The 26,822-nt window shown below is 57.8% G+C and carries 23 protein-coding genes; 13 read left to right on the top strand and 10 right to left on the bottom strand.

Annotated elements, in window-relative coordinates; all coding sequences use genetic code 11:
• Window positions 1-257: 257 nt before the first annotated feature.
• Window positions 258-1,448, bottom strand: a complete 1,191-nt coding sequence (metK, locus tag M1E04_RS01475) for a methionine adenosyltransferase (RefSeq protein ID WP_065991235.1) — start codon at window positions 1,446-1,448, stop codon at window positions 258-260.
• A gap of 17 nt (window positions 1,449-1,465) precedes the next feature.
• The gene (locus tag M1E04_RS01480) at window positions 1,466-2,464 is read right to left on the bottom strand and encodes an ArsR/SmtB family transcription factor (protein ID WP_192135035.1); all 999 of its coding nucleotides are present in this window, start codon (window positions 2,462-2,464) and stop codon (window positions 1,466-1,468) included.
• 258 nt (window positions 2,465-2,722) lie between these two features.
• On the opposite strand from M1E04_RS01480, the gene tkt reads away from it, so the two are divergent.
• The 6 genes from tkt to fba all read left to right on the top strand — a co-directional run bounded on the left by tkt (window position 2,723) and on the right by fba (window position 8,946).
• Window positions 2,723-4,720, top strand: a complete 1,998-nt coding sequence (gene tkt / locus M1E04_RS01485; RefSeq protein ID WP_456292268.1) for a transketolase — start codon at window positions 2,723-2,725, stop codon at window positions 4,718-4,720.
• A gap of 124 nt (window positions 4,721-4,844) precedes the next feature.
• Complete coding sequence (gene epd / locus M1E04_RS01490) at window positions 4,845-5,891, top strand: erythrose-4-phosphate dehydrogenase (protein ID WP_456292269.1); 1,047 nt, start codon at window positions 4,845-4,847, stop codon at window positions 5,889-5,891.
• A gap of 19 nt (window positions 5,892-5,910) precedes the next feature.
• On the top strand, window positions 5,911-7,074 hold the full coding sequence (locus M1E04_RS01495) for a phosphoglycerate kinase (RefSeq protein ID WP_192135032.1): 1,164 nt from the start codon (window positions 5,911-5,913) through the stop codon (window positions 7,072-7,074).
• 24 nt (window positions 7,075-7,098) lie between these two features.
• Window positions 7,099-7,326, top strand: coding sequence for a putative periplasmic lipoprotein (locus tag M1E04_RS01500; RefSeq protein WP_065991240.1), 228 nt, complete (start codon window positions 7,099-7,101; stop codon window positions 7,324-7,326).
• Window positions 7,327-7,436: 110 nt separating this feature from the next.
• Complete coding sequence (locus M1E04_RS01505) at window positions 7,437-7,760, top strand: MliC family protein (protein ID WP_065991241.1); 324 nt, start codon at window positions 7,437-7,439, stop codon at window positions 7,758-7,760.
• 121 nt (window positions 7,761-7,881) lie between these two features.
• Window positions 7,882-8,946, top strand: coding sequence for a class II fructose-bisphosphate aldolase (gene fba, locus M1E04_RS01510; protein WP_065991242.1), 1,065 nt, complete (start codon window positions 7,882-7,884; stop codon window positions 8,944-8,946).
• A 75-nt stretch (window positions 8,947-9,021) separates the two neighbouring features.
• Here the strand turns inward: fba and M1E04_RS01515 are convergent, their stop codons facing one another.
• From M1E04_RS01515 to M1E04_RS01525, 3 genes are all read right to left on the bottom strand, one after another.
• Window positions 9,022-9,510, bottom strand: coding sequence for a thioesterase family protein (locus M1E04_RS01515; RefSeq protein WP_369319191.1), 489 nt, complete (start codon window positions 9,508-9,510; stop codon window positions 9,022-9,024).
• Between the two features lie 225 nt (window positions 9,511-9,735).
• Window positions 9,736-10,701 carry an L-carnitine dehydrogenase gene (locus M1E04_RS01520; RefSeq protein ID WP_369319190.1) on the bottom strand — a complete coding sequence of 322 codons (966 nt, stop codon included), beginning with the start codon at window positions 10,699-10,701 and terminating at the stop codon, window positions 9,736-9,738.
• Between the two features lie 137 nt (window positions 10,702-10,838).
• On the bottom strand, window positions 10,839-11,726 hold the full coding sequence (locus tag M1E04_RS01525; protein ID WP_456292270.1) for a 3-keto-5-aminohexanoate cleavage protein: 888 nt from the start codon (window positions 11,724-11,726) through the stop codon (window positions 10,839-10,841).
• A 249-nt stretch (window positions 11,727-11,975) separates the two neighbouring features.
• Between M1E04_RS01525 and M1E04_RS01530 the strand changes: the two genes are divergently transcribed.
• On the top strand, window positions 11,976-12,932 hold the full coding sequence (locus M1E04_RS01530) for a GlxA family transcriptional regulator (RefSeq protein WP_192135024.1): 957 nt from the start codon (window positions 11,976-11,978) through the stop codon (window positions 12,930-12,932).
• A 241-nt stretch (window positions 12,933-13,173) separates the two neighbouring features.
• Here the strand turns inward: M1E04_RS01530 and M1E04_RS01535 are convergent, their stop codons facing one another.
• Window positions 13,174-13,593, bottom strand: a complete 420-nt coding sequence (locus M1E04_RS01535; protein WP_192135022.1) for a DUF3010 family protein — start codon at window positions 13,591-13,593, stop codon at window positions 13,174-13,176.
• A 47-nt stretch (window positions 13,594-13,640) separates the two neighbouring features.
• A complete protein-coding gene (locus M1E04_RS01540) occupies window positions 13,641-14,045 on the bottom strand; it encodes a lysozyme inhibitor LprI family protein (protein ID WP_192135020.1) in 405 nt (134 codons plus the stop codon).
• A 227-nt stretch (window positions 14,046-14,272) separates the two neighbouring features.
• Between M1E04_RS01540 and M1E04_RS01545 the strand changes: the two genes are divergently transcribed.
• The 6 genes from M1E04_RS01545 (at window position 14,273) to etfB (ending at window position 22,081) form a co-directional block, all read left to right on the top strand.
• Window positions 14,273-15,250: a dipeptidase gene (locus M1E04_RS01545; RefSeq protein ID WP_074886739.1), complete on the top strand. Its 978-nt coding sequence runs from the start codon at window positions 14,273-14,275 to the stop codon at window positions 15,248-15,250.
• A gap of 88 nt (window positions 15,251-15,338) precedes the next feature.
• Window positions 15,339-15,869, top strand: a complete 531-nt coding sequence (locus tag M1E04_RS01550; RefSeq protein WP_296315780.1) for a 4-vinyl reductase — start codon at window positions 15,339-15,341, stop codon at window positions 15,867-15,869.
• A 15-nt stretch (window positions 15,870-15,884) separates the two neighbouring features.
• Complete coding sequence (gene dgcA / locus M1E04_RS01555; RefSeq protein ID WP_456292271.1) at window positions 15,885-17,945, top strand: dimethylglycine demethylation protein DgcA; 2,061 nt, start codon at window positions 15,885-15,887, stop codon at window positions 17,943-17,945.
• A 161-nt stretch (window positions 17,946-18,106) separates the two neighbouring features.
• Window positions 18,107-20,068 (top strand): dimethylglycine demethylation protein DgcB, encoded by a 1,962-nt coding sequence (dgcB, locus tag M1E04_RS01560; RefSeq protein ID WP_456292272.1) that lies wholly within the window; start codon window positions 18,107-18,109, stop codon window positions 20,066-20,068.
• Complete coding sequence (etfA, locus tag M1E04_RS01565; protein WP_456292273.1) at window positions 20,068-21,288, top strand: electron transfer flavoprotein subunit alpha; 1,221 nt, start codon at window positions 20,068-20,070, stop codon at window positions 21,286-21,288. The genes dgcB and etfA overlap by 1 nt, the downstream gene beginning before the upstream one ends.
• A complete protein-coding gene (gene etfB, locus M1E04_RS01570; protein WP_456292274.1) occupies window positions 21,278-22,081 on the top strand; it encodes an electron transfer flavoprotein subunit beta in 804 nt (267 codons plus the stop codon). The genes etfA and etfB overlap by 11 nt, the downstream gene beginning before the upstream one ends.
• A 241-nt stretch (window positions 22,082-22,322) precedes the next feature.
• Here the strand turns inward: etfB and M1E04_RS01575 are convergent, their stop codons facing one another.
• Genes M1E04_RS01575 through M1E04_RS01585 form a run of 3 tightly spaced genes read right to left on the bottom strand, consistent with a single transcriptional unit; the run spans window position 22,323 to window position 26,475 of the window.
• Complete coding sequence (locus M1E04_RS01575) at window positions 22,323-24,386, bottom strand: peptidase domain-containing ABC transporter (RefSeq protein ID WP_456292275.1); 2,064 nt, start codon at window positions 24,384-24,386, stop codon at window positions 22,323-22,325.
• A 16-nt stretch (window positions 24,387-24,402) separates the two neighbouring features.
• Window positions 24,403-25,152: a hypothetical protein gene (locus M1E04_RS01580; RefSeq protein ID WP_456292276.1), complete on the bottom strand. Its 750-nt coding sequence runs from the start codon at window positions 25,150-25,152 to the stop codon at window positions 24,403-24,405.
• Entirely contained in the window at window positions 25,153-26,475 is a 1,323-nt protein-coding gene (locus M1E04_RS01585) for an HlyD family efflux transporter periplasmic adaptor subunit (protein WP_456292277.1), read from the bottom strand.
• Window positions 26,476-26,822 lie beyond the last annotated feature (347 nt).

Consider the following 26,822-nt stretch of genomic DNA (forward strand, 5'->3'; position numbering starts at 1 on the left):
CAGGGATCGACCGAAATTGCTGATGAGATGTACTTGAATGAAATGACAAGTGAATCAAAGGGTTGAAGCTCGTTATCGCCGGTCGCGATAACACTCATTGCCAATTGGTTTAGGCCGATACCGGTAAATCCTGGTGGCCAGTTATCCGTTTGACGCTAATTAACCGGGCAATAAGCAAAAAAAAGCCCCTGACGACTTCCATCGCCAGGGGCTTTTCTCTTACCGGGTGCCGCTAGGCGCAATGCACCCAGCAGGTATTACAAACCGGCAGCGGCGCGCAATGCGTCGGCGCGGTCGGTTTTTTCCCAGGTGAACGTGGTGAAGGTGTCGTCGCCCACGGTCTTGGTTTGCGGCGTGCGGCCGAAGTGGCCGTAGGCTGCGGTTTCCTGGTACATCGGGTGCAGCAGGTCGAGCATGGTGGTGATCGCGTATGGACGCAGGTCGAAGTGCTCGCGGACCAACTGGACGATCTTGTCGTCGCTGATCTTGCCGGTGCCGAAGGTGTTCAGCGAGATCGACGTCGGCTGTGCAACGCCGATGGCGTAGGAAACCTGAATTTCGCAGCGCTCGGCCAGGCCGGCGGCGACGATGTTCTTGGCAACGTACCGGCCAGCGTACGCAGCCGAACGGTCGACCTTGGATGGATCTTTACCGGAGAACGCGCCGCCGCCGTGACGGGCCATGCCGCCGTAGCTGTCGACGATGATCTTGCGACCGGTCAGACCGCAGTCGCCCACGGGGCCGCCGATGATGAATTGGCCAGTCGGGTTGATGTGGAACTGGGTGTCTTTGTGCAGCAGTTCGGCCGGCAGCACGTGCTTGACGATCAGCTCCATCACGCCTTCGCGCAGATCTTTGTAGGACACTTCCGGGTTGTGCTGGGTCGACAGAACAACGGCGTCGATGCCCACCACGATGCCGTTTTCATAGCGGCACGTGACTTGGGATTTCGCGTCCGGGCGCAACCATGGCAGCAGGCCGGACTTACGGGCTTCGGCCTGGCGGTGCACCAGCTGGTGCGAGAACGCGATCGGCGCAGGCATCAGCTCGGCGGTCTCGTTGCTGGCGTAGCCGAACATCAGGCCCTGGTCGCCAGCGCCCTGATCTTCAGGTTTCGCGCGGTCGACACCTTGGTTGATGTCAGGGGACTGCTTGCCGATGATGTTCATCACGCTGCAGGTCGCACCGTCAAAACCGACGTTGGAGCTGGTGTAGCCGATCTCGCAGATCACGTCACGAACGATCTGCTCCAGGTCGACCCACGCGGTGGTGGTGACTTCGCCGGCAACAATGGCCACACCGGTCTTGACCAGGGTTTCCACGGCAACGCGAGCCTGCTTGTCCTGGGCAATGATGGCGTCCAGCACCGCATCGGAGATCTGGTCGGCGATTTTGTCCGGATGTCCTTCAGACACGGACTCGGAGGTGAAAAGGGAGTATTCGCTCATCTCGACGGTTTTCCTGATTAGTACCGATGGTGAGTGTTGCCAGCCGGTCGCTGAAAATGGCGGACCTGGATCTGGAAACCATTACGTAAGCCTATGTACAGGCTTTCCCCGGGGACCAGCCCCGCAGCGATGGCCCAACGGGCCAGATCTTCCTGTTCGAAGCCTAACCAGAGATCGCCACAGGCCTCCTTGGCCCAGCTCTGGTCATGACTGCACAACTCTGTCACCAGCAAGCTACCGCTCGGTTGCAACAGGTTGGCCAAATGTTTGAGCGCTTCGGCGGGCGCGGCGAAATGGTGCAACACCATATTCAACACCACGCAGTTGCCGGAGATATTAGCGTTGGTCAGTGCATCGGCCAGTTTCAGCTCGACGTTAACCAGCGCCTTTTGCGTGCAGATCTTGCGCGCCAGATCGAGCATTTCCGGGCTGTTGTCCAGCCCCGTAACGTGCCGAAAACGCCGCGCCAGATCCGGCAGAAAACCGCCATCCCCAGGCCCTACTTCTATCGCCGTGGCGTCGGCGGGAAAGCTCAGCTTGTCCAGCAACGACAGCAGGCTGTCGCGGTATTGCGGCAGTCCTGCGATCAGGTCCTGCTGGGCCCGAAATTTCTCGGCAGTGCGTGCGAAGAAGTCCTGACTGGCGTTGGCCCGCTGCCGATGCACCAGCCCGATCCGGGTCTGTACATCATCGGGCAGGCGCAGATTGTCGGCTTCTTCAAGCATCGCCGCGTGCAGCTTGCCGCCGGTGTGTTCGGTGTGGGGCAGGGCGCGTCGATAGAAGATCGCGTTGCCTTCACGCCGCGTCGCTACCAAGTCAGCCTGGGCCAGTACCTTGAGGTGATGGCTCATGCCGGACTGGCCAATGGCGAAAATCTGCGCCAGCTCCAGCACGCCGAAGGAATCGTTCGACAGCGCGCGCAAGACATTCAGCCGCAGCGGATCGCCGCCGGCTTTGCACAGGGCAGCCAGCTCGTCGCATTCATCATGGCTAATGGCAGGCACGCGAAGATTCATAAGGCAGGCAGTCTAGTTATCGACCGGGGCTGTCGCAAGGCCAATATCAAAAAGTTTTGATATTGGTCGATCAGTGGCGGCACCCCGGCGCCGTGATTCTGCCGCTTGCCGTCGGGCATTGGGTGCGGTGTACGAAAACACGCCAGCAGCAGAGGAAAACACCGATGGTGTGTGATCTGTCATTGCCCCCGGAGGGTGCCTGAGGGAAAATGGCCGCCTTTTTCCGGTCCCACTTTTATCTGCCCCAGGAGATCAGCGATGCCAAGCCGTCGTGAGCGAGCCAATGCCATTCGTGCCCTCAGCATGGATGCCGTGCAAAAGGCCAATAGCGGCCACCCGGGTGCCCCGATGGGCATGGCGGATATCGCTGAAGTGCTTTGGCGCGATTATCTGAAGCACAACCCAGCCAATCCGATGTTTGCCGACCGCGACCGGTTCATCCTGTCCAACGGCCACGGCTCGATGCTGATCTACTCGCTGCTGCACCTGACCGGTTACGACCTGTCCATCGAAGACCTGAAAAACTTCCGTCAGCTGCACAGCCGCACGCCGGGCCACCCGGAATACGGCTACACCCCGGGCGTTGAAACCACCACCGGCCCACTGGGTCAGGGTTTCGCCAACGCCGTCGGTTTCGCGGTTGCCGAGAAGACCCTCGCCGCCCAGTTCAACCGTCCAGGCCACAACATCGTCGACCACCACACCTATGTGTTCATGGGTGATGGCTGCATGATGGAAGGCATTTCCCACGAAGTGGCTTCGCTGGCCGGTACCCTGCGCCTGAACAAGCTGGTCGCGTTCTACGACGACAACGGGATTTCCATCGACGGCGAAGTCGAGGGCTGGTTCACCGACGACACCCCGAAGCGCTTCGAATCCTACGGCTGGCTGGTCATCCGCAACGTCGACGGCCATGACGCCGACGAGATCAAAACCGCCATCGACACCGCTCACAAGAGCGACAAGCCGACGCTGATCTGCTGCAAGACCACCATCGGTTTCGGTTCGCCGAACAAGCAGGGCAAGGAAGACTGCCACGGCGCTCCGCTGGGCACTGACGAAATCGCCCTGACCCGCGCCGCGCTGAAGTGGACCCACGGCCCATTCGAAATCCCGGCCGACATTTACAGCGAGTGGAACGGCAAGGAAAAAGGCCTGGCTGTCGAAGCCGAATGGGACCAGCGTTTCGCTGCCTACTCCGCTGCCTTCCCGACCGAAGCCAATGAGCTGATCCGCCGCATGAGCGGTGAGCTGCCTGCTGACTTCGCCGAGAAATCCGCGGCATACGTGGCTGAAGTCAACGCCAAGGGCGAAACCATCGCCAGCCGCAAGGCCAGCCAGAATGCCTTGAGCGCCTTCGGTCCGCTGCTGCCTGAATTCCTCGGCGGCTCGGCTGACCTGGCAGGTTCCAACCTGACCATCTGGAAAGGCTGCCGCAGCATCACCGGCGAAGACGCCACCGGCAACTACCTGCACTACGGTGTTCGTGAGTTCGGCATGGGCGCGATCATGAACGGTATCGCCCTGCACGGCGGTTTCGTGCCATACGGCGCGACCTTCCTGATCTTCATGGAATACGCCCGCAACGCCGTGCGCATGTCCTCGCTGATGAAGAAACGCATCATCTATGTGTTCACCCACGACTCCATCGGTCTGGGCGAAGACGGCCCGACTCACCAGCCGATCGAGCAACTGACCAGCCTGCGCACCACGCCGAACCTGGATTGCTGGCGCCCGGCTGATGCCGTTGAATCCGCCATCGCCTGGAAACACGCGATTGAACGTGATGACGGCCCATCGGCGCTGATCTTCTCCCGTCAGAACCTGCAACATCAGGCGCGTGATGCCGAGCAGCTGGAAAACATCAACCGCGGTGGCTACGTACTGCGCGACTGCAGCGGCGAACCGGATCTGATCCTGATCGCCACCGGTTCCGAAGTCGGCCTGGCTGTTCAGGCATACGACAAGCTGACCGCAGACGGCAAGAACGTCCGTGTGGTTTCCATGCCATGCACCAGCGTTTTCGAGACCCAGAGCGCCGATTACAAGCAGTCGGTCCTGCCGCTGGAAGTCAGCGCGCGCATCGCCATCGAAGCTGCTCACGCTGACTACTGGTACAAATACGTGGGCCTGGAAGGTCGCGTGATCGGCATGACCACGTTCGGCGAGTCGGCGCCTGCCAACCTGTTGTTCGAAGAGTTCGGCTTCACGCTGGAGAACGTCCTTTCCACGGCTGAAGAGTTGCTGGAAGACTAAGCACCACCGCGTTGCCCTTGCAGGCGCGTGCCTTGTCTTGAGATCTGCTGCCTGAGCCTGGCAGATCGAGGGGTGAGCCACGCGCTTGCAGGTTCTCTGTACCACTCAAGATTTTGAGAACCCCATGCCTCAGCCACGCCCTTATAAAGTCGCCCTCAATGGTTACGGTCGCATCGGCCGCTGCGTGCTGCGCGCGCTGTGCGAGCGAGGTGCGAAGGCGGGCTTTGAAGTGGTGGCAATCAACGACCTGGCCGACATGGCCAGTCTCGAATACCTCACGCGCTTTGACTCCACACATGGCCGGTTCCCCGGCGAAGTGCGGGTCGAAGGCGATTTTCTGCACATCAACGATCACGTCATCAAAGTGTTTCGCAGCGCGACGCCGGAAGGCATCGACTGGGACTCACTCGACGTGGATCTCGTGCTCGAATGCTCCGGCGTCTACAACACGCGTGCCGATGGCGAGCGCTTTCTTTCGGCCCGCGCGCCGCGAGTACTGTTTTCCCAGCCCATGGCCAGCGAAGCCGACGTCGACGCCACCATCGTCTACGGCATCAATCAGGAAACCCTGACGGGCGATGAGCAACTGGTGTCTGCCGCGTCGTGCACCACCAATTGCAGCGTGCCATTACTCGACCTGCTGAACCGCGAGCTGGGCCTCGAATACGTGACCATCACCACGATTCACTCGGCGATGAACGATCAGCCGGTCATCGACGCCTATCATCATGAAGACTTGCGCCGTACGCGCTCGGCCTTTCAGTCGATCATCCCGGTGTCCACTGGTCTGGCGCGGGGCATCGAGCGGCTGCTTCCGGAACTTGCCGGCCGAATTCAGGCCAAAGCAGTTCGTGTGCCGACGGTGAACGTCTCGTGCCTGGACATCACGCTGCAGGTCGCTCGTGATACCGATGCTGTCGAGGTCAACTGTATCCTGCGTGAGGCCGCTACCCGCGGCCCGCTGAAGGGGCTGCTGGCGTATACCGAATTGCCCCATGCCAGCTGCGATTTCAACCACGACCCGCACTCGGCCATCATCGATGCCAGCCAGACGCGGGTCTCGGGCCCTCGGCTGGTGAACATCCTGGCCTGGTTCGACAATGAGTGGGGTTTTGCCAATCGCATGCTGGACGTCGCCGATCACTACCTGCACACCATCCATAAACAATAGTAAAAACAGGGAATGCCTCATGACCGTGTTGAAGATGACCGACCTCGATCTGCAAGGTAAGCGTGTACTGATCCGCGAAGACCTCAACGTTCCGGTCAAAGACGGCGTGGTGACCAGCGATGCCCGCATTCTCGCGTCGTTGCCCACCATCAAGCTGGCGCTGGAGAAAGGCGCAGCCGTCATGGTCTGCTCGCACCTGGGTCGCCCCACCGAGGGTGAGTTTTCCGCCGAGAACAGCCTCAAGCCGGTCGCTGACTACCTGAGCAAGGCACTCGGGCGTGAAGTGCCGCTGGTGGCGGAATACCTGGACGGTGTCGACGTCAAGGCGGGCGATATCGTGCTGTTCGAGAACGTGCGCTTCAATACGGGCGAAAAGAAGAACGCTGACGAGCTGGCGCAGAAGTACGCTGCTTTGTGTGATGTGTTCGTGATGGACGCCTTCGGCACCGCCCACCGTGCGGAAGGCTCGACCCACGGCGTGGCCAAGTTCGCCAAAGTCGCTGCCGCAGGCCCTTTGCTGGCTGCCGAGCTCGACGCACTGGGCAAGGCTCTGGGCAATCCGGCCCAGCCAATGGCCGCCATCGTTGCCGGATCCAAGGTCTCCACCAAACTGGACGTGCTCAACAGCCTGAGCCAGAAGTGCAATCAGCTGATTGTCGGCGGTGGCATCGCCAATACCTTCCTCGCTGCCGCAGGTCATCCGGTAGGCAAATCCTTGTACGAGCCGGACCTGCTTGAGACTGCCAAAGCCATCGCCGCCAAGGTCAGCGTGCCGTTGCCGGTCGACGTGGTGGTTGCCAAGCAATTCGCCGCCGATGCCGAAGCCACCGTCAAGCTGATCGCCGATGTGGCCGAGGACGACATGATCCTCGACATCGGTCCTCAAACAGCTGCGCACTTCGCCGAATTGCTGAAATCTTCCAAGACTATTCTCTGGAACGGCCCGGTCGGCGTTTTTGAGTTCGATCAGTTCGGCGAAGGCACCAAGACGCTGGCTCACGCAATCGCTGAGAGTTCTGCGTTTTCTATCGCCGGCGGGGGCGACACCTTGGCCGCCATCGACAAATACGGTGTAGGCGACAAAATCTCCTATATCTCTACAGGCGGCGGCGCGTTCCTCGAGTTCGTCGAGGGCAAGGTTCTGCCTGCCGTGGAAGTTCTGGAACAACGCGCCAAGGCCTGACCGGCCAAGGTGAAGGGGAGTGAAATGGTCAAGCCATTACCGCTGTTGATCATGGCGGGTTTGCTGGTCGGCTGCGCAAGCAAGCCTGAAGCGGAAACGGCGTCCAGCGCGGCGCCGGGATTGCTTCAGGTCAGCTGCTATCAGGCGGGCTGGCAGGCGGAAACCGTACCGATCGTTTACAAGCGTGGCGGGCCTGAAGTCTGGGAAAAATACGAATTCATGCCTGCCGTGGGACCAGTCCCCTGTCACTGATGCTCAGTTGACCACTGATGCTCAGCTGACGGTGCGCCGGAATACAGGAACAGCATTGCCCCTGCCATGATCGACATCCGTCACGCGATGCAGGGGATTCAGGAGTAGTAATGAAAGGCTTGTTAGCCCTTGCGACACTGATGCTGCTGAGCGGTTGCGCCAGCATGAAGGCTTCGGAACCGGCAGCCCCCTGGACCCATTGGGTCTGCGACAGCAAAGCCGAGATTTTCTGGAAGTACGCCGATGCCGCGAAGAAGGAGGTGGATGTGCGCCTCAATCAGAGCGAGCAGGTATTCCGTCTGCAAGCGTCGCCCGGAGCTTCCGGCGCGCTCTACAGTAACGGCGTGCTGGCGTTTGACAACAAAGGCAGCGAAGGCCTGGTCTACTGGGACGCTACCAACGATTTGATCGGTCGTGGCTGCAAGGCGCCGTAAAGGGCCGGGCAGTTCGAACGAGGCTGTACCGGGGCGATGACTGAGCAATCGACCCCTATAATTTGAATAGCCGCCAATACGGCACGCACGATTAACGACCCCACCGGGAGAGAGACAGACAATGGCACTTATCAGCATGCGCCAGATGTTGGACCACGCAGCCGAATTCGGTTACGGCGTCCCTGCATTCAACGTGAATAACCTGGAACAAATGCGCGCCATTATGGAAGCGGCCGACAAGACCGATTCTCCGGTGATCGTTCAGGCTTCCGCCGGTGCGCGCAAATACGCTGGCGCCCCGTTCCTGCGCCACCTGATCCTGGCGGCAATCGAAGAATTCCCGCACATCCCGGTGGTCATGCACCAGGACCACGGCACCAGCCCTGCTATCTGCCAACGCTCCATCCAGCTGGGCTTCAGCTCGGTGATGATGGACGGCTCTCTGCGCGAAGACGGCAAAAGCCCTGCGGACTACGACTACAACGTACGCGTCACCCAGGAAACCGTCGCCATGGCTCACGCCTGCGGTGTGTCGGTTGAGGGTGAGCTGGGTGTTCTGGGCTCGCTGGAAACCGGCATGGCCGGTGAAGAAGACGGCGTCGGCGCAGAAGGCATGCTGGATCACAGCCAGATGCTGACCGATCCGGAAGAAGCAGCTGATTTCGTTAAACGAACTCAGGTCGACGCCTTGGCCATCGCCATTGGCACCAGCCACGGCGCGTACAAGTTCACCAAGCCGCCTACCGGCGACATCTTGGCGATCGAGCGCATTAAAGAGATCCACAAGCGCATTCCGAACACCCACTTGGTAATGCACGGTTCTTCTTCCGTTCCGCAGGAATGGCTGAAAATCATCAACCAGTACGGCGGCGACATTAAAGAAACCTACGGCGTGCCGGTCGAAGAAATCGTTGAAGGCATCAAGCACGGCGTGCGCAAGGTCAACATCGACACCGACCTGCGTCTGGCGTCCACCGGTGCCATCCGCGAGTTCATGGCGAAAAACCCGAGCGAGTTCGACCCACGCAAGTACCTGGCGAAAACCGTTTCGGCCATGCGCGACGTGTGCATCGCCCGTTACGAAGCCTTCGGCACCGCCGGCAACGCCTCCAAGATCAAGCCGATCTCCCTGGAGAAGATGTTTGAACGTTATGCCAAAGGCGAGCTGAACGCCAAAGTGAACTGATCGTTTTCTGATCAATTTGCTGAAATGAAGAAGCCCGCAGCGATGCGGGCTTTTTTGTGGCCGTGATCTGCGCTTCTACACGGTATGTTGCCGGCCAGGCAGGGCAATGATCCGCCCGACATACTTTGGCTCAGGCTGATCGTGTTGAGCTTCCGAGAGCAGGCGCAAGGCCTGCAGCGACGCCTCACTGAACGGCGCCGATTTCGGTCCGGCGGCCAGATCCACATGCAGCAGCATTTGCTCGCTCGCTGCCAGCTCGACATCCCCGTCTGCCTTGTACAGCCCGTGATAGATCTGCACCCGCTTGCCATCGTGTCCGACGATTTGCGTACGCACTTCCACCGACTCGCCGAGCTTCACCTCGTGCAGGAAGTTGATGTGCGCCTCGAGCGTGAACAGCGAGTGGCCGCTTGCATCCCGGTCATCCCTGGCGAGGCCGATGCGGTCCATGAAAGCGTCTGTGGCGAAGCTGAAAATCAGCAAATAGAAGGCATCGCGCAGGTGGCCGTTGTAGTCGACCCAATCGGCGAGGACTGGGGTTTTGTAAGTGATGAGCGCAGGCATAGGAGTTCCAGGGCTGAAATCGTGGTGAGCTGAATGGGCCTATTCGTGAGCAAGCTCACTCCCACAGGTTTTGCGTGAACGAATGTAGGACCGGCTTTAGCCGGGAAGACGGCAAGCGCCACACCGCAACATTTCGGGTGCTCATCAGAACAGTATTTCCCGATCCCCTGTAGGAGTGACCTTGCTCGCGAAAGCGTCAGTTCAGACGATGGGGCGCATGGCGTATCAATCCTCAAACGCCATTCCATGCCTGGCCTTGGTGGTTTTCACCGCCTCAAGCACCGCCAGCAGGCAGTCATCGCGATACCGCTCCAGCGCCGCAATGCTGTGGCTACCCAGCTGATCGGAGGTGCCATCGACCACGTCGTCAATCAGCTTGTCGGTCAGCTCCGGTGCCGGAAGATAGGTCCACGGCAACTGCAACGCCGGACCGAACTGCGCCATGAAGTGACGCATGCCCGCATCGCCACCGGCCAGGGTATAAGTCAGAAAGGTGCCCATGAATGACCAGCGCAGGCCGGCGCCGAAACGAATCGCGTCATCAATTTCGCCGGTGGTCGCCACCCCATCGTTCACCAGGTGCAGGGCCTCACGCCACAGCGCCTCGAGCAAGCGATCCGCAATAAAACCGGGGACCTCTTTACGCACATGCAGCGGTCGCATGCCCAGTGATGCATAGACCTGAATCGCTGCCTGCACCGCTTCCGGCGCGGTGTTCTTGCCGCCGACCACTTCCACCAGCGGTAGCAGATAAACCGGGTTGAACGGATGGCCCACCACGCAGCGTTCCGGGTGCGTGGCGCTTTCGTAAAACTCCGACGGCAGCAGGCCGGAAGTGCTGGAAGCGATGATCGCGTCAGGCTTGGCCGCCGCGCTGATCTTGCTGTGCAGATCCAGCTTGAGGTCAAGGCGCTCCGGGGCGCTTTCCTGAATGAAGTCGGCGTCGCGAACACACTCTTCGATGGTGTCGACGAAGCGTAGACGTTCCTGGGAGGCGCCCGATGCCAGGCCCTTTTGCTCAAGCGCTGGCCAGGCGTTGGCGACGCGTTTTCGCAGCGCTGCTTCGGCTCCCGGCGCCGGGTCCCAGGCCACGACGTCCAGGCCATGAGCCAGCGCGCGCGCCACCCAACCGCTGCCAATGACACCGCTGCCCAAGGCCGCGAAGGTTTTGATGGTGGTGATGAAGGTCATGTCGGTTACTCGAGAAAGTGTCGAAGCCTTTGTGGGAGTGAGCTTGCTCGCGATAGCTACTTATCTGCCCCGATGTGTGACTGACACACCGTTATCGCGAGCAAGCTCACTCCTGCGCGGTAGGATTTGTGTGGGGATCAAAACCGCTTTTTCAGCCCCATCTTCACGCGGCCCTCGGCCGGGGTCAGAACCCGGGCGCCCAGGCGGCTGAGAATCTCGCTGGCGCGCTCGACCAGCGCGCCGTTGCTGGCGAGCACGCCTTTGTCGAGCCAGATGTTGTCCTCCAGACCGACCCGCACGTTGCCGCCGAGCAATACCGCCTGCGCCGCCATCGGCATTTGCATGCGCCCGATACCAAAGGCGGCCCACACCGCGTCAGCAGGCAAGTTGTCGACCATGGCTTTCATCGTGGTGGTGTCCGCCGGCGCGCCCCATGGAATGCCCATGCACAGCTGAAACAGGGGGTTGTCGAGCAAGCCTTCTTTCATCATCTGCTTGGCAAACCACAGGTGGCCGGTGTCAAAAATCTCCAGTTCGGCCTTAACACCCAGCTCCTGAATGCGCTTGGCACCGGCCCGCAGTTGCGCGGGCGTGGATACGTAAATGGTGTCGCCATCGCCGAAGTTGAGGGTGCCGCAATCCAGCGTGCAGATTTCCGGCAGCAGCGCTTCGACGTGCGCGAGCCGGGTCAGCGGCCCGACCAGATCAGTGCCGGGGCCGAACTCGGTCGGACGTTCGCCCGGGCCGATTTCCAGATCGCCGCCCATGCCTGCCGTCAGGTTGACGATGATGTCGATGTCCGCTTCACGGATGCGGTCCATGGTTTCGCGGTACAGCTCGACGTCACGGCTGAACTTGCCGGTCTCGGGATCGCGCACATGGCAGTGCACGACTGTCGCCCCGGCCTTCGCGGCCTCGACTGCGGCTGCGGCAATCTGCTTGGGCGTGATCGGAACCAGGTGGCTTTTCCCGGTCGTGTCGCCAGCACCGGTCAGTGCGCAGGTGATGATGACGTCGTGATTCATGGGTAAGGTTCCTTGCAGGCCAGACAGTGACGCGGACGTTTGGGGCCCGCTTTTGAGGTGCAAAGCTACGCAGCGGCGAGCCCGTCAAAACGCACAGCGGCGACAAGGTCTTGCACAGCAGCGACCTGTGCGGTTGCTGCCGATCGGCAAAGAGGTGTATTTGATGAGCGGGTCCGGGAAGCGCGATCGCTTTTGACCCCGCCTCGCGCAAATCGCCCATAGGCTCAAATCCCAAGGAACGCGCCAACGATGTCCCAGGATTTCTACTTTCTGCTCATGCCCGGCTTTTCGATGATGGGTTTCGTGTCGGCGCTGGAGCCGCTGCGCGTCGCCAATCGCTTTGGTGGCGAGCTGTTTCGCTGGCACATTCTGAGCGCCGACGGCGGTCCGGTGATTGCCAGCAACGGCATGTCGGTGAACGCCGATGCCGCACTGGAGCCACTGAAAAAAGGCGCAACGCTGTGGGTGATGGGCAGCGTTGATCCGCTGAAGTTTTATACCGGGACGCTGGAACACTGGCTCCGCCGCCTGGACCTGGAAGGCGTGACTCTCGGGGCCATCGACACCGGCAGTTTCGTCCTCGCCCAGGCCGGTCTGTTGGAGGGGTATCGCCTGACCCTGCACTGGGAAGCGCTGGACGCCTTCAAGGAAACCTATCCCCGGCTGCAAGCAACACAGGAATTGTTCGAGATCGATCGGCGCCGCATTACGTCGGCCGGCGGCACCGCCTCCATCGACATGATGCTCGACCTCATCGGGCAGGCTCACGGAGCTGACATGGCGATCAAGGTCTCCGAACAGTTCGTTCTCGGGCGCATACGTCAGCGCAAAGACCACCAGCGCATGCAGATTGCCACGCGCTACGGCATCAATAACAAGAAACTGGTTCAGGTGATTGGCGTCATGGAGCAGCACACCGAGCCGCCGCTGAGCACGCTGGAACTGGCGGAAGGGATTCAGGTGACGCGGCGTCAGCTGGAGAGGCTCTTTCGTCTGCACCTGAACGACACGCCGAGCAACTTCTACCTCGGCCTGCGGCTGGAAAAAGCGAGGCAACTGCTGCGTCAGAGCGACATGAGCGTGCTGGAAGTCAGTATTGCGTGCGGGTTTGAATCGCCATCGTATTTCACCCGCAGTTACAGGGGGAGATTTGTGGTGTGCCCGAGGGAGGACCGAGGGCGTACACGTGAGGTGAAGGCTGTCTGAACCCCAATTATTGTGAATTATAGTCGTGACTATAATTGGGTATAAATGGCGCGGCGTGCTCCTTCCGCCTTCTTCCTCAGGCTCCGGCTCGTTCAGTAGGACCGGCTTCAGCCGGGAATAGGTCCGGTTGAGCACCCTCAGTTTAAGGTGGTGGCGCCTGACGCCTTCCCGGCTAAAGCCGGTCCTACAGTCGGTTTTAACCCCGGTCAACCATCGAGCAAGCGATGGGGTGCAGACCTCTCTACTTAGTCTTCATCAACGCCGAGCACGCCGCCTTGTAAGCCTCATGCTGATATTTGTTCAGCGCTGTCGGCAGCTCAAAGCTGTGCTTCTTCATCTGAGCATTGATCGTCTGAGGCGACAGCAGGATGACTTCACAGTCTTCCAGCAGTTGAAAGATGGTCTCGATCTTGAACGTCGTCGGGCCGCCGGCAAACTCGCCTTTCTTGCTGCGTTTTTTGATCGCGATGTGACCAATGCCGTTATCGCGCACGAAGGCCTCGATCTGGCGGGCGAACGATTTCACGTTGGCGGCCTCATCGTCGTCTTCAAGGGCGATCTTCTTGATTGGCAGTGGAACGTGTTCGAGCGCGCCGGACGCGCGGGTGGCGACAGCGAAGATGGCCTCGCTGCCTTTGATTTCTACGCCGCAGATGTTCATGTGCATACCTTGAGCTCGGGAAGGGCGTCAGGGTAGCGCATTCGGGATCACTCAGACTGCGCGACGGTGTCCAGATACTCCGATCGCTCGTCGCTGGCGCGGGTCAGGCAATCGTTCTGGTCGATGTTGAATTCTTTGGTACCGGGCTTGGCCGGGAACACTTCAACGGCGCAATCCGCGTCACGCAGTTTTTTCCAGGCTTCCTGAGCCGCCTTGAGTTTGGTGGCGAACTCCTCGGCCTGGGCCTTGTTCGCCCCGAACTGCGTCTGCACCCGCTCAAGCACGTTCTGCACATTCTCGGTCAGCAGCTTCTCCGCCGTGTCGCGGCTGTACACCGAGCACTCTAGGGTCTGTTGGTCCTCTTCGACGCCATCACAAGGATTGGCGGCCGGATTGGCTGCAGCGTGGGCACCTGTCGCGAATAAAGCCAAAGCCAGAAACATGGTTTTCATTGGGACTTCCCGAGTCAGAGATGGATTGGATTCTCGCCCAAGCGCGAGGCAAAGAACAGGTATGAAATGCGGCCGGAAAAAGACCACGTCCCCCCTTTGTCGTTTCTTGACGCTTTCGGCAATTCCCCTGTCGTTTTTGCACCCGGCTCCTCCGACCCTCAGGCATATGCTGACCCCAAAGCGCCGGCAGACCTTCCGGCCATTAAAGAACTACAGGGGACCGCCTGATGAGCCCAGCCGAATTACACGCCGACAGCATCGTCATTGACGGGTTGATCATTGCCAAATGGAACCGTGAGCTGTTCGAAGACATGCGCAAAGGCGGCCTGACCATGGCCAACTGCACAGTTTCGGTGTGGGAAGGTTTTCAGCAGACCGTCAACAGCATCGCGTCCAGCCAGAAACTGATTCGTGAGAACAGCGACCTGGTGATCCAGGTGCGCAACACCGCTGACATCCGCAAGGCCAAGGAACTGGGCAAGACCGGCATCCTGTTCGGCTTCCAGAATGCCCATGCTTACGAGGATCAGATCGGCTACGTCGAGATCTTCAAGCAGCTGGGCGTGGGCATCGTGCAGATGTGCTACAACACCCAGAATCTGGTGGGCACCGGCTGCTACGAGCGCGACGGCGGCCTGTCGGGCTTCGGTCGTGAAATCGTCGCGGAAATGAACCGCGTCGGCGTCATGTGCGACCTCTCCCATGTGGGCTCGAAGACGTCCGAGGAAGTCATCCTCGAGTCGAAGAAGCCAGTGACTTACTCCCACTGCCTGCCTTCGGGCCTCAAAGAACACCCCCGCAACAAATCCGACGCCGAGCTGAAGTTCATTGCCGATCACGGCGGCTTTGTCGGCGTGACCATGTTCGCGCCGTTTCTGGCCAAGGGCATCGATTCGACGATCGACGATTACGCCGAAGCCATCGAGTACGTGATGAACATCGTCGGCGAAGACGCCATCGGCATCGGCACTGACTTCACCCAGGGTCACGGCCAGGAATTTTTCGAATACCTGACCCACGACAAAGGCTACGCCCGCCGCCTGACCAACTTCGGCAAGATCATCAACCCGCTGGGCATCCGTACCGTCGGCGAATTCCCGAACCTCACCGAAACCCTGCTCAAACGCGGCCACTCCGAGCGCGTGGTGCGCAAGATCATGGGCGAAAACTGGGTACGCATCCTGGGTGACGTCTGGGGCGAATAAGCCGCCAGCCCCACGCGCCGAGCACTGAATTTTTCCTCTCCCCGTCGCGGAGAGGGCATCCACTCGAATTTTCCGGAGTTAAGTTTCCATGGCCAAGATCGCCCCGCAATTGCCAATCGAAGTCGACAGCGAGACCGGTGTCTGGACCTCCGACGCCCTGCCGATGCTGTACGTGCCGCGCCATTTCTTCGTCAACAACCACATGGGCATCGAAGAAGTACTGGGCGCCGAAGCGTACGCCGACATCCTCTACAAGGCCGGCTACAAGTCCGCCTGGCACTGGTGCGAGAAAGAAGCTGAATGCCACGGCATCGAAGGCGTCGCGGTGTTCGAGCACTACATGAATCGTCTGTCCCAGCGCGGTTGGGGCCTGTTCAAGATTCAGGACATCGATCTGGAAAAAGGCACCGCCAGCGTCAAGCTCGAGCACTCGGCCTTCGTTTACGTCTACGGCAAGGTGGGGCGCAAGGTTGATTACATGTTCACCGGCTGGTTTGCAGGCGCCATGGACCAGGTTCTGGAAGCCAGCGGCAGCAAAATCCGCACCGTGGCCGAGCAGGTTTACGGCGGATCCGAAGAAGGCCACGACGACGGCCTGTTTGTCGTCAAGCCGTTGTAAGTCGAGGTTTCCGTCATGGCTTTCGAAGCGATGTTTCAACCGATTCAGATCGGTAAATTGACCATACGCAACCGCGTATTGAGTACCGCGCACGCCGAGGTCTACGCCACCGACGGCGGTATGACCACCGACCGTTACGTGAAGTACTACGAGGAGAAAGCCAAGGGCGGCATCGGTCTGGCCATTTGCGGCGGCTCGTCCAGCGTGGCCATCGACAGCCCGCAAGGCTGGTGGAAATCGGTCAACCTGGCGACTGACAAGATCATTCCGCACTTCCAGAACCTTGCCGACGCCATGCACAAGCACGGCGCCAAGATCATGATCCAGATTACCCACATGGGCCGTCGCTCCCGCTGGGACGGCGATCATTGGCCGACGCTGCTGTCGCCTTCGGGCATCCGCGAGCCGGTACACCGCGCGACCTGCAAGACCATCGAGCCGGAAGAGATCTGGCGGGTGATCGGCAATTACGCCAGCGCGGCGGCGCGTGCCAAGGCCGGTGGCCTGGACGGCGTCGAGCTGTCGGCAGTGCATCAACACATGATCGATCAGTTCTGGAGCCCTCGGGTCAACAAGCGTACTGACGAGTGGGGCGGCAGCTTCGAAAACCGCATGCGGTTCGGCCTGGAAGTGATCAAGGCTGTGCGCAAGGAAGTCGGCCCTGACTTCTGCGTCGGCCTGCGGATATGCGGCGACGAATTTCACCCGGACGGCCTCAGCCACGAGGACATGAAGGAGATCGCCAAGTACTACGACCAGACCGGCATGATCGACTTCCTCGGTGTCGTCGGATCAGGATGCGATACCCACAACACCCTGGCCAACGTCATCCCGAACATGAGTTATCCACCGGAGCCATTTCTGCATCTGGCGGCCGGCATCAAGGAAGTGGTCAAGGCGCCTGTGCTCCACGCGCAGAACATCAAGGACCCGAATCAGGCGACGCGCATCCTCGAAGGCGGTTACGTCGACATGGTCGGCATGACCCGCGCGCACATCGCCGACCCGCACCTGATCACCAAGATCAAAATGGGTCAGGTCGACCAGATCCGTCAGTGCGTCGGTGCCAACTATTGCATCGACCGTCAGTACCAGGGCCTGGACGTGCTGTGCATCCAGAACGCCGCAACGTCCCGCGAATACATGGGCGTGCCGCACATCATCGAAAAGACCACCGGCGTGAAGCGCAAAGTGGTGATCGTCGGGGCAGGGCCTGCCGGGATGGAAGCGGCGCGCGTCTCGGCCGAGCGTGGACACGACGTGACCTTGTTCGAGAAGAAAGACGCCATTGGCGGACAGATCACCACGGCGTCGAAAGCACCGCAGCGCGATCAGATTGCCGGCATCACGCGCTGGTTTCAGCTTGAACTGGCGCGCCTGAAAGTCGATCTGCGTCTGGGCACGGCGGCGGACATCGCGACCATCATGGACCTGCGTCCGGACGTGGTGGTGCTGGCGGTGGGCGGTCATCCGTTCATTGAGCAGAACGAGCATTGGGGCGCCGGTGAAGGCTTGGTGGTCAGCAGCTGGGACATCCTCGACGGCAAAGTCGCGCCGGGCAAGAACGTGCTGGTCTACGACACCATTTGCGAGTTCACCGGGATGTCCACGGCCGACTTTCTGGCGGACAAAGGCTGTCAGGTCGAGATAGTCACCGATGACATCAAGCCCGGCGTGGCCATCGGTGGTACGTCGTTCCCGACTTACTACCGCAGCATGTACCCGAAGGAAGTGATCATGACCGGCGACATGATGCTGGAGAAGGTCTACCGCGAAGGGGACAAGCTGGTCGCGGTGCTGGAGAACGAATACACCGGCGCCAAAGAGGAGCGGGTGGTCGATCAAGTGGTGGTCGAGAACGGCGTTCGTCCTGACGAGGGGCTCTATTACGGGATGAAGGAAGGTTCGCGCAACAAGGGCCAGATCGACATCGACGCCCTGTTTGCGATTCAGCCGCAGCCGTCGTTGAGTCAGCCGGGTGACGGGTATCTGCTGTTCCGCATTGGCGACTGCGTGGCTCAACGCAATACCCATGCGGCGATCTATGACGCACTCAGGCTGTGCAAGGATTTCTAGCGGCCGGCACACAACCCTGTAGGAGTGAGCTTGCTCGCGAAAGCGGCGGGTCTGTCGACATCCATGTTGAATGTCAGTCCGGCTTCGCGAGCAAGCTCACTCCTACAGGAATCGAGTAAGGCATCCCGACCTGCAAGACCCTGAGTCTTTGGGAGCTCCACATGCTAAACACCCTTCTTCCCATCCTGCTCTTCGCTGCCCTGGGCCTTGCGGTCCTTGGCGCGTTGCGGCGGGTGAGCCTGTGGCGCAACGGGCGTGCCGCCAAGGTCGATCTGCTCGGCGGGTTGCTGGCCATGCCCAAGCGCTACATGGTCGATCTACACCACGTCGTCGCCCGGGACAAATACATCGCCAATACCCACGTGGCTACGGCGGGCGGGGCGGTTGCGTCGATCGTGCTTGCGATTCTGGTTCACGGGTTTGGCTGGCATAACCGGGTCCTCGGCTACGCGCTGTTGCTGATGGCGGCCGTGATGTTCGTGGGCGCAATCTTCATGTACCTGCGTCGTCGCAACCCGCCGAGTCGGTTGTCGAAAGGCCCGTGGATGCGCCTGCCGAAGAGCCTGCTGGCGTTCTCGGGCTCGTTCTTTATCGTCACGTTGCCGGTTGCGGGCGTTCTGCCGGCGAACTTCGGTGGCTGGTTGCTGGCGATCATTCTGGGCATCGGCGTGCTGTGGGGCGTCTGCGAATTGTTCCTCGGCATGACTTGGGGCGGCCCGATGAAACACGCCTTCGCTGGCGCGCTGCACTTGGCCTGGCATCGCCGTCCCGAGCGTTTTGGCGGTGGCCGCTCGACGGGGCTGAAACCCCTCGATCTGAAGGACAGAACCGCGCCGCTGGGCGTGGAGAAACCCAAGGACTTCACCTGGAATCAGCTGCTCGGTTTCGATGCGTGCGTGCAGTGCGGCAAGTGCGAAGCGGCGTGCCCGGCCTTCGCTGCCGGCCAGCCGCTGAACCCGAAAAAACTGATTCAGGACATGGTCGTCGGCTTGGCGGGCGGCACCGATGCAAACTTCGTCGGCAGCCCTTATCCGTCCCTCGACGGTCAGGGTAGGCCTATCGGCGAGCATGGCGGCAATCCCCATCAACCCATCGTCAACGGGCTGGTCGACGCCGACACCCTGTGGTCGTGCACAACCTGCCGGGCCTGTGTGGAAGAGTGCCCGATGATGATCGAGCACGTGGACGCCATCGTCGACATGCGCCGGCATCTGACCCTCGAAAAAGGCGCCACCCCCAACAAGGGCGCCGAGGTCCTTGAAAACCTCATTGCGACGGACAACCCGGGTGGCTTCGCGCCGGGCGGACGCATGAACTGGGCGGCTGACCTGAACCTTGACGTCATGAGCCACAAGAAAGCCGTGGACGTGCTGTTCTGGGTCGGCGATGGCGCGTTCGACATGCGCAATCAGCGCACCTTGCGCGCCTTCGTCAAAGTGCTGAAAGCGGCCAAGGTCGACTTCGCCGTGCTGGGGCTGGAGGAACGCGACAGCGGCGATGTGGCTCGTCGTCTGGGCGATGAAGCAACGTTCCAGACGCTCGCCAGACGCAACATCCAGACGCTGGCGCAGTACGACTTCAAGCGCATCGTCACCTGCGACCCCCACAGCTTTCATGTGCTGAAAAACGAATACGGTGCGTTCGGGGGTCACTACGTCGTACAGCACCACAGCACGTATCTGGCCGAGCTGATAGTCAACGGCGCGTTGAATCTGGGTCAGCACAAAGGCGCCAGCGTCACCTATCACGATCCGTGCTACCTCGGCCGTTACAACGGCGAGTACCAGGCGCCGCGCGATGTGCTGCGTGCGCTGGGCATTGAGGTCAAGGAAATGGTCCGGTCCGGATTCCGCTCACGCTGCTGCGGCGGCGGCGGTGGCGCGCCGATCACCGACATTCCTGGCAAACAACGTATCCCGGACATGCGCATGGATGACATCCGCGAGACGGGCGCCGAGCTGGTGGCTGTGGGTTGTCCACAGTGCACCGCGATGCTTGAAGGCGTGGTCGAGCCACGGCCGATGATCAAGGACATCGCCGAGCTGGTAGCTGAAGCACTGCTTGAAGAAACCGCGCCTGCAAAACCGGCAGCGGCCCGACGTGAACCTGCGGAGGCGCATTGATGAGCGACATTATCCGCCGTGACCCACGTGCCGAATGGATCGCACGTAACCGGTTGCATCCGCTGCACGCGGCCATGCAACCGGCTCAAGCCAGCTGGATGGGGCCCAACGGTGTGCTGCGTAAAAACGTGCATGGCATCGGTTTTATCGGTCCCAACGGCGTCAAACGCATTGATCGAAGCGGTGCGCAGCAAGGCGGCGCGATTAAACGCTCGGCAACGGTCGAAGCGCAGTTACCGCTGCACCAGATTGCCGAGCCCTCTTTCTACATCGCTGTCGTTCCCGACATGGTCGGCGGCCGTCTGAGCAGCCATGACCGCGACTTGCTGGGCTTGGCCCATGGTCTGGCTGGCAACGAGGGCGCCGTCCTGGCGGTGATTTTTGGCGAGCACAAAGAGACGGCGTTCGACACTGCAGGCGTCGATCGTCTGTTGATACTGGAAGGCAGCGCGTTCACTGGTTATTCCCCCGAGCAGCGTGTGCAAGGTTTGCGAGCTGTGGATAACCAGTTCGACCCCCATCACTGGTTGCTGCCCGACAGCAGAAACGGCGGGGGAGAGTTGGGACGCCGCTTTGCGGCCAGTCTGGGTGAGCGACCGTCGACACGAGTGTGGCAAGTCGCTGGTGAACGGTGCATCGGTCGTGCAGGCGCTGGTGCCGAGGATCTGGCGCGTCCCGTGTCCCGGTTGATTCTTGCTCAAGCGGAATGTGCCGAACCCGTCAGTGAGAAACGGCATGAAGCTCTGCCGGTAGAGTTATCCACAGCTGTCGCGCGCAGCTTGTCACGAATCGAGGACCTCGGTGCCGTTTCGGTCGATCCGGCACTTATCCCCATGTCTGAAGCTGAGTTCATATTTTCGGGTGGCAACGGGATCAAGGATTGGTCATTGTTTCACCGTACCGCCGTCGCGCTGGGCGCCACCGAAGGCGCATCCCGAGTGGCCGTTGACGATGGCTTCATGACCCGCGATCGCCAGGTCGGTGCGTCCGGTACCTGGGTCACCGCCCGGGTATACGTGGCGGTCGGGATCTCCGGTGCGATCCAGCATCTACAGGGCATTGGCGCCTGCGACAAGGTGGTGGCCATCAATCTCGACCCCACCTGCGACATGATCAAGCGCGCCGATCTGTCAGTGATCGGCGAGAGCTCTGCCATTCTCGAAGCGCTGATTGAGGCGGTCGACGCCTACCGGAACGGGGAGAAGCGCGATGCAGCCTGAAATGGGTGTCTCTGTGGATAAAGGTGCGCTGCACGTGATCAGCCTCGTCTCCGTTGGCGCGCACCCGACGTCAGGACGGCCGCGTCGGGCTGAGCAGGATGCCCGTGCCGTAGAGCTGGGTTTGCAACTGGCTGGGGATAACTTGCACGTACTGCACGCGGGTGACGCCGAAGAACCTGCATTACGTGGCTACCTGGGCATGGGCGTGGACGAGCTTCACGTGCTGGCTCAGCCGCCAGGCGCGGACTCGGTGCCTGGGCTCACGGATTACATTCGCGAGTCGGGCGTGCAGTTGGTGCTGACCGGCAGTCAGGCGGAGACGGGAGAAGGTTCCGGGATGCTCCCGTATTTGCTGGCTGAAACGCTAGGCTGGCCGCTCGTGGTGGGCTTGGCGGAGGTCGAGTCCATGAGCAACGGCAGCGCTCAGGTGCTGCAGGCGCTCCCCCGAGGTCAGCGCCGCCGACTCAAGGTCCGGCTGCCGTTTCTCGCGACTGTGGATAACTCGGCACCGAAACCTCGGCAGAGCGCCTACGGCCCGGCGCAGCGCGGCCTGCTGGACGTGGAGGCGATCGAGGTGGTCATCGATGAAGTGTTCACCGGCGCTGAGCTGACGCCCGCGAAACCACGGCCTAAACGTTTGAAGGTCATCAAAGCCAAGAGCGGCGCTGATCGCATGAAGGCCGCCACGGCGAAAGCGAGCGGCGGCGGTGGGCAGGTTCTCAAGGGGGTGACTGCTCAGGAGGGGGCTGCGGCGATTTTGAAATTGTTGGTGGAGGAGGGGGTGGTGCGGTAGGGCTGTACGCTAGAATCGCCGAAGGCGCCTTATCGGCGCTTTTTTCTTTCTGTCATAGTCGCTCTGTCACACTGTGCAACGCCGCCAGCAAGCAGGGCCTGTATCTAATATTGATTTTCGTTTTATAAAAAAACACAGGGTGCGTGCCGGTATCTTCAGAATGAATCAAGTGATCTCGTAGAAAATTGCATTTCTCTGATATTCGTTATTTACATATACATTCGGGGATGGATTTCTTGGATCAGTTGTCCGACCTGCTAACCACTTTGCCATTCTCAATAGATATTATCCTTGAGGCTAATGCTAACGTTTCGATACGGTGGGCAATTGTGATGAGAGTAATATCCATCGCCTTCAGCGATGAAATTATGTGTTGCTCACTATGCAGATCGAGATTATTAGTTGCTTCATCCAATATCAGAAGCTTTGGGTTTTTATAAATCGCCCGAGCTAGATACAGACGCTGTCGCTGTCCTGAAGATAGAGTGGAGCATGCATTACTAATAGTGGTGTGATAGCCCATGGGGAATTTGCATATGACGTTATGTAAATTTGCAGTTTTGGCAGCGATTCGAACTTGAGTCATACATGACTCAAGTTCGAAATTTGTGATGTTTTCAGCGATAGTTCCAGTCAAAACTTGGTCTTCTTGCATTACTGTGCCTGTAATTGTACGTAAGCTAGAAAATCCAAATTCCTCTAGACGGATACCATTAACTAAAATGTGACCTTCCGTAGGCTCTAATAATCCAAGGATCAGTTTGGCTAAGGTAGATTTACCACTACCCGAACGACCGACTATTGCCAAAAATTCGCCTGGAGTGATGATTAAACTTGCATCCTTTATTATCCACGGAGATGCCGTGCTATGCCTAAATGAAACGTTAACAAGTTCTATTTGTAAGCAGGATTGTGTTTGGGTTGTGTTTGATGTAGGCGACTCGGTTTTTTGTAAGACTACGTCTGCAAGTCGTTCACATTGAACAGAGTTCATATGCCACTGAATTACTGTATCAATGATGCCTGAAAGTCGGCTGGTAAAGTTGGTTTTAAAGCCCAAAAAAGCGATAAGCATTCCAATACTCATTTCGGAGTTAATAATCGAGTTGCCACCGACAAATAATACGCTCATTGATTCTATACCGAAAATCAGCGTATTAATTCCCGAAGACCATATCTGGATTTTCTGAGTGGCAGTGTCTCTATTTTGTACATCAACGATCATATTGCTCCATTGATTAGCACGATGCTCAACGTTTCCAGACATCTTTATGGTTAATGCTGCTCTCAAACTTTCCAGGAAATACGCGTGCTCCTTGGCGGAAAGTATCAACCTCTCTGCAGTCGCATTTCTTAAAAACGGATAGAAAATCGCTTGGGTTAATCCGTAGCATAAGCCTGCGATTAAGACGATCCACAGCAGTGCTGTGTCGTATAGGGCCATGAACGAACCAGTGCACACCAAAACTATAACGTCAATCGGCGTCCTAGTGATCGAGGCTAAGATGAATTCTTTGATGGGTTTAAGTGCCGAGACCCTGCTGCTGATTTCACCAAGCTGACGGTGCTGGAAATAAGCCCAGGGTAACTTCATCAAGTGCAAAAACAGGTTGGAGGACCACCGGAGCCCAATGCGTTGACTTAGCCTCAGTTTTGCAATGTTCCCTATGACGCCGAGCGTAAACTGAAATAAAACTAAAACCATACCACCAAGTACCGCGACCAGCAAAAAATCCTTATCCTGTGAAGTGATTGCGCTATCAATGATCACTTGGGATATAAAGGGCATCGTCAGTGTTAATATTTCCAATGCGATGGCAAACGTTATTATATAACCAAGAGACTTTATCTCCGTCGCGAGGCCACGAGACAGATCAGATAACGAGATAGCAGGTGGTGTTTTTTTTGCTGCAAAATTTTCCGTACGGGTAATTTCTAGCGCAATACCTGTGAAAGATCTATCTAGCTCAGAAGCTGTGATGCTTCGCCTACCCAAAGCGGGGTCAATAATAACTATCTTATTTGCATTCACAGATTCCAAAACAACAAAATGATTCATCTTCCAATGTAGGATGCACGGTGTGCTTAGTTCGGGTAGTTCCTCAGGCTCAAGTCTAAGTACGCGACTATTCAGACTAAGACTCCCCGCGATCCGAACGAGATCATGTGCCGCTATTGCGGTTGATTCGACATCGCATCGTTCGGATAGTTGGCGCACTGTCACATTTGAACCATGATGAGTGGCGATCATGGCCAAACATGCCAGCCCACAATCAGTCATGCTTTCTTGATAAATTGGCTTCATATATATTGGACGCTTTTCATGCCTGCAAATGTATGGCCAGTACGTCTTGAAGAGTCATTTCTATAATAAAACTTTCAATTTGGTGCGGTGGCCTGTCTGGGAAACGAGCAACGAGAGCATCAATCTGAATGCCTTGCTGCTGTGTAATGACCTGAATGATTGATTTGCTGAGTCCGTTTAACTTTATTTTTGTACCGTTCGCAATAATCTCACTTCCATTCCACATGTGACAGTTATTTGCGTTCATGAAAATCTTGCTTTTATGCGGGATTGAGGTGGCATTCGCATTGCCAAATAACTCAATGGCATAGGGGGAGTCTACCCTTTGCAGGCTACTAAACCACTGAAAAAATCTTTTTTGATTTTCCGGGTTTTGTATAGCTGTACCTAGCAGGCTATCGATATTCTTAAAGACGCTACTCTCAGGCGCCTCTGGTTCAATAGGTGCTCGCAATATTTCCGACTTCGCGGAGAGGTCTTCCAGTAACCAACTCAGGTAGTCCGTTACATAGGGTGGGTAAAGCTTATTCGCTCTGTATTTTGTCGTGAACACCTCCTGATACTGTTCCAGATAGTCGTATTTGAGTATCAACCCGTTTTTCAATAATTTAAAATTGCTAGAGGTATGATCGTGCCTGCTAATCAGTTGATTAACGAGTTTCCAGTTAATGGAGTGGGCCTTAAGAGCATTTTTGAACAAGTAAGGCCTTGTTCCTTGGATTTGCGATTTAAAATCTTGTTGGGTGATATTGAATTCAATCGGCATTTAGATTTCTCTCAAATATGTTTTTTTTGTAAATGCATACAGGGGTGACAATAACCACTCGTAAAGCCTTCGCCTCTCTAACATAAGATCCGCTTCGACTATCAAGCCGGGCAGAAGCTTCCTCTGCTGTCCATCGCCTTTAATATTTTGATTTTTGAGGCTAATGATGGCCTTGTAATATGTGCGGTTTACGTCGATTGCATCTGTAAGTTGTGCTGGCAGTTCCCCGCTTTGATAAGGTGTCTGAGAAAGTGCAATAATCGTACCTTTGATTCCACCAAATTTCTGAAATGGGAAAGCGGAAACTCTGACGTTTGCGTTTTGCCCCCGCTCTACAAATCCGACACTCTCCGGTGGGATGTATAAAATCGCTTGCAAATAACTCTCTGCGGGATAGGCACTCGCCAGCGTTGCACCGAGCAAAACATGTTGACCGACGGAAGTATTGATTGCCGAAATCGTGCCTGCAATCGAAGCGACGACATCTATTGCTTTGGATGCTTCATTGTTAAGAAGATCTTGGTTGAGTTGCATCATTTCGTGATCAAAACCCGCCAAAGTAATCTCGTCGGCAGTTGTCATAATCTGTTTCTTTAACCCGATACCTTCGTACTCCGAAACTTTGCTCTTTAGAGCCTGTTTTGTTCTTTGTAGATCTATCGATGCTTCTAAGTACTCTTTTTTTGTATTTTCTGTTGCTACAAGAGAGACGGCACCCTCGGAGGTGAGTTTCATGTGTTTCCGAAAATTTTGTTTTCTGCCTTTGACCAGGGTCTGCTGAAATTCAACTTCCGACGTTAGCATTAAAATCTGTGTTTTTAGCTGGCTCTCTGTGCTTGATAGGTCCTGTAGCTCTAGATCGTGCTTGAGCCTGATCAGTTTTCTCTTAATTTCGATCAACTGAATTTGTTTTTTTATTTCATCTGCGGTTAGCGCGAACGTGGGACCATGGGTGGTAAATGTTTCCCTCGAGAGCCTAGCAATACGTTGGCCTGGCGCTACGAAGTCGCCCTCTTGTACAAAAACTTCTTGAATTACACCATTTGCAGGCGACACCGCGTGAACTGTGTTCTGTTGAGGAGCAAGAATCCCTTTGATTGTCACTTTCCTAGTGTAATGTCCGTAATATCCGAAAGTTAACGCGACGGATACGGCTGAAATGAGCAGTAGGGATATGTATTTTCTTGAGATGGAAGCCTGATGTTTTGAAGTTCTTCCGGAAGTATCCGAGAACGTAGCGTCGACGCAGCAGGCTCTAAACAAAAAATTTATTGGTGTAGCGTGGCTTTTTCCCCGGTTTTGGTGGTGCTCGGTTCCATACATATGTTATTTGCCACGTTAGGCGCACAGGATTAACTATTCTACGCTTAATGATCCGTTATTATTTATGAACGGCTGGGCATTTATCGCTCAGCCGCCGATCGCTTAGTAGCCTCCTCCGCAGTAACTAAGTCCTGAGGGGTCAGGTAGCAAGTCTTGTATAACTTGCTGGATGGGCGTGTGTTCGTTTAGTAAATTTCCGATTCCAATGCCAACGGCTCCTGCGCCCACAAGCGCCGCACCCACTCCTGCGCCAATACCCCCTAAGCCTAGTACTGCAGTTCCGCTCGCTCCTGAACTCATACCTATAGAAATTCCTACTCCCCCTCCTAGAGCGCCTCCTACGGCAA

Source organism: Pseudomonas sp. AK106 (genome assembly GCF_053903055.1).